This window comes from Mycobacterium sp. TH-M15 (genome assembly GCF_057473705.1).
The window spans coordinates 1-3,930 of record NZ_JBYCLB010000594.1; the positions used below are offsets into that span (position 1 = coordinate 1).

General features: G+C 68.1%; 3 protein-coding genes and 1 pseudogene. 2 read left to right on the top strand and 2 right to left on the bottom strand.

Going from position 1 to position 3,930, the window contains the following annotated elements:
* A pseudogene (locus AC2VNT_RS14645) lies at positions 1-317 on the top strand (succinate dehydrogenase/fumarate reductase iron-sulfur subunit); the annotation flags it as partial.
* Positions 318-344: 27 nt separating this feature from the next.
* Here the strand turns inward: AC2VNT_RS14645 and AC2VNT_RS14650 are convergent.
* Complete coding sequence (locus tag AC2VNT_RS14650; RefSeq protein ID WP_486947547.1) at positions 345-833, bottom strand: flavin reductase family protein; 489 nt, start codon at positions 831-833, stop codon at positions 345-347.
* Between the two features lie 192 nt (positions 834-1,025).
* Between AC2VNT_RS14650 and AC2VNT_RS14655 the strand changes: the two genes are divergently transcribed.
* Positions 1,026-2,861, top strand: a complete 1,836-nt coding sequence (locus AC2VNT_RS14655) for an acyl-CoA dehydrogenase (RefSeq protein WP_486947548.1) — start codon at positions 1,026-1,028, stop codon at positions 2,859-2,861.
* Between the two features lie 57 nt (positions 2,862-2,918).
* On the opposite strand, the gene AC2VNT_RS14660 is transcribed toward AC2VNT_RS14655, so the two are convergent.
* The coding region (locus tag AC2VNT_RS14660; protein WP_486947549.1) for an acetyl-CoA C-acetyltransferase at positions 2,919-3,930 on the bottom strand (1,012 nt) is incomplete at its 5' end.

Here is a 3,930-nt window from a genome sequence, read left to right on the forward strand (position 1 = left end):
AATGCTTCCTGTGCCAAAACGTCTGCCATGTGATCCGCGACCACGAGGAGAACAAGGAGCGGTTCTCCGGCCCGCGGATGTTCATTCGGTTCGCCGAGCTGGAGATGCACCCGCTGGACACCGCGGATCGGCGTGATCTCGCCCAGGACGACGCCGGCATGGGGTTCTGCAACATCACCAAGTGCTGCACCGAGGTCTGCCCGGAGGGGATCAAGATCACCGACAACGCCATCATTCCGATGAAGGAGCGGGTGGCCGGTCACCGATACGACCCGATCGCCTGGGCGGGGCGGAAGCTGTTCGGCCGCAAAGGCTGACTCCGCGGGCCGGCCCGGGCGGCCGGGTCAGCCACCGAGGCGGCGGAACACGCTGCGATGGAAGACGATCGGGGCGACGCCGGCGTCGACGGTGACGTCGCTGACCCGCAGCACGACGATGGTGTGGTCGCCGGCCGGGATGAGCCGTTCGATGGTGCTCTCCAGCCACAGGCTGGTGCCCTGGACGAAGACCGCCCCGTTGCGGTTGGAGACCGTCTCCAGCCCGGCGAACCGGTCACCGGTCTTGGCGGCCAGCGCCCGGGCAGCCGCGTCGTGTGCTTCGCCGAGCACGCTGATGCCCAGCGCCGGCGCCGTCTTCAGCCGGGGCCAGGTCGTCGAGGTGTTCTGCACACAGAACGACACCAGCGGCGGCTCCAACGAGACCGCGACGAAGGTGCTGGCCGCCAGGCCGTGCCGCACACCGTCGACCTCGGCCGCGACGGCGACCACCCCGGACGGGAAATGCCCGAACGCCTCACGCAGGGAGGACGGCGTCAGCTTCCCCAGAGACCTCACCGAAGTACGCCCGTCTGTCCCGTCCGACCCGTCCGAACCACCTGTAACCGTTGCCGACCGCGTGAACCGCGATTAGCTCACCCTCGCTTGCGGCGCGGCGCGAGAACAGTATATTTGTAGAACACGTTACTGGTGGGTAACTTATCCTGAGTACTCAACCAAGAGTAGCGGTCTCATTCCAGGAGGAACGACGTGAGTCACTACAAGAGCAACGTCCGCGACCAGGTGTTCAACCTGTTCGAGGTGTTCGGGGTCGACAGGGCGTTCGGCGAGGGCAGCTATGCCGACCTGGACCTGGACACCGCCCGGGACATGCTCAACGAGATGAGCCGGTTCGCCGAGGGCCCGATCGCCGAATCGTTCGTCGACGGCGACCGCCACCCGGCGGAGCTCGACACCGAGACGCACACGGTCACGCTGCCCGAGTCGTTCAAGAACTCGGTGCGCGCCACCATCGAGGCCGGCTGGGAGAAGGCCGGCATCCTGCCGGAGCTCGGCGGCATGCCGATGCCCCGGGCGCTGATGTGGGCGCTGCACGAGCACATCCTCGGCGCCAACCCGGCGGTCTGGATGTACGGCGGCGGGGCCGGCTTCGCGCAGATCTTCTACAACCTCGGCACCGACGAGCAGAAGAAGTGGGCACAGATCGTCGCCGAGCGGAGCTGGGGCGCCACCATGGTGCTGACCGAGCCGGACGCCGGCTCCGACGTCGGGTCGGCGCGCACCAAGGCCACCGAGCAGGCCGACGGCTGCTGGCACATCGACGGGGTGAAGCGGTTCATCACCTCGGCGGACTCCGACGACCTCTTCGAGAACATCTTCCACCTGGTGTTGGCCCGCCCCGACGGCGCCAAACCCGGCACCAAGGGCCTGTCGCTGTTCTTCGTGCCGAAGTTCCTGTTCGACTTCGACAAGCAGGAGCTGGGCGAACGCAACGGCGTCTTCGTCACCAACGTCGAGCACAAGATGGGGCTGAACGCCTCGGCCACCTGTGAGCTCACCTTCGGCCAGCACGGGGTGCCGGCCAAGGGCTGGCTGGTCGGCGAGGTGCACAACGGCATCGCGCAGATGTTCGAGGTCATCGAGCAGGCCCGGATGATGGTCGGCACCAAAGCGATCGCCACGCTGTCCACCGGCTACCTGAACGCGCTGGCCTACGCCAAGGAGCGCATCCAGGGCGCCGACCTGACCCAGATGACCGACAAGACCGCGCCGCGGGTGAGCATCATGCACCACCCGGACGTGCGGCGGTCGTTGATGACCCAGAAGGCCTACGCCGAGGGTCTGCGCGCGCTGTACATCTACACCGCCACCTACCAGGACGCGTCGGTGGCCAAGCTGGTGCACGGCGTCGACCAGGAACTGGCCGTGAAGGTCAACGACCTGATGCTGCCGATCGTCAAGGGCTGCGGCTCCGAGCAGGCCTACGCCAAGCTCACCGAGAGCCTGCAGACCCTGGGCGGGTCCGGCTTCCTGAAGGACTACCCGATCGAGCAGTACATCCGGGACGCCAAGATCGACTCGCTCTACGAGGGCACCACGGCGATCCAGGCGCAGGACTTCTTCTTCCGCAAGATCATCCGGGACAAGGGTGCGGCGCTGGGCCACGTCGCCGGCGAGATCGAGACCTTCATCAAGAACGACACCGGCAACGGCCGGCTCAAGGCCGAGCGGGAGCTGCTGGCCACCGCGCTGGCCGACGTGCAGGCGATGGCGGCCTCGCTGACCGGCTACCTGATGGCCGCCCAGGAGGAGATCTCCAGCATCTACAAGGTGGGCCTGGGCTCGGTGCGCTTCCTGATGAGCGTCGGTGACCTGGTGATCGGGTACCTGCTGGCGCGGCAGGCCGCGGTCGCGATCGAGAAGCTGGACGCCGGGGTCGATGACGCCGACCGGGCGTTCTACCAGGGCAAGGTCGCGGTGGCGTCGTTCTTCGCCAAGACCTTCCTGCCGGTGCTGACCGGTGTCCGGCAGACCGTCGAGAACCTGGACAACGACATCATGGAGCTCGACGAGGCGGCCTTCTAAGCCGGCAGGCCCGCAACACAGCCCCTGGCGCACGCGCTGCCGGGGGCTGTTGCGTACTCAAGCCTCCAGGATGGCGGCGACGCCCTGGCCGCCCGCGGCGCAGATCGAGATCAGCGCCCGGATCGGCTTGTTCTTCGCGGCACCCTTCCGGGCCGCCTTGGCCTCCGCCAGCTGCTTGGCGGTCTGGGCCAGAATCCGCCCACCGGTGGCGGCGAACGGGTGGCCGGCGGCCAGTGACGACCCGTTGACGTTGAGCTTGGCGCGGTCGATCGATCCCAGCGCCTTGTCCAGCCCGAGTCGCTGCTTGCAGTACTCGGCGGACTCCCATGCGGCCAGGTGGCAGAGGACCGTCGAGGCGAACGCCTCGTGGATCTCGTAGAACTCGAAGTCCTGCAGGCTCAGCCCGTTTCGGGCCAGCATCCGGGGCACCGCGTACGTCGGCGCCATCAACAGCCCGTCCGGGCCGGTGACGTAGTCGACCGCGGCGGTCTCGGCGTCGACGAAGTAGGCCAGCGGGGCCAGCTTGTGCTGTTTGGCCCAGTCCTCGCTGGCCAGCAGGGCGACCGACGCGCCGTCGGTGAGCGGGGTGGAGTTGCCGGCGGTCATCGTCGCGTCGCCGGACTTCGCCCCGAAGACCGGCCGCAGCGTGGCGAGCTTCTCCACCGTGGAGTCCGGCCGCAGGTTTTCGTCGCGGTAGAGCCCGAGGAACGGCGTGATCAGGTCGTCGAATAATCCGCGGTCGTAGCCGGCGGCCATGTGGCGATGGCTGGCCGCGGCCAGCTCGTCCTGGTCGACCCGCTTGATGCCGAACTGCTTGGTGGTGATCGCCTGGTGGTCACCCATCGACAGGCCGGTCCGCGCCTCCTTGTTGGCCGGGATCTCCACGCCCAGGGCGGCGGGCAGCTTGCCGGCCAGCTTCAGCCGCTGCAGGTTGGTCTTGGCCCGGCGCAGCGCCAGCAGGGTACGGCGCAGCTCGTTGCCGATCTCCAGTGGTGCGTCCGAGGTGGTGTCCACCCCGCCGGCAGCGGCCACCTCGTACCGCCCGGCGGCAATGCCGTCGGCGGCGCAG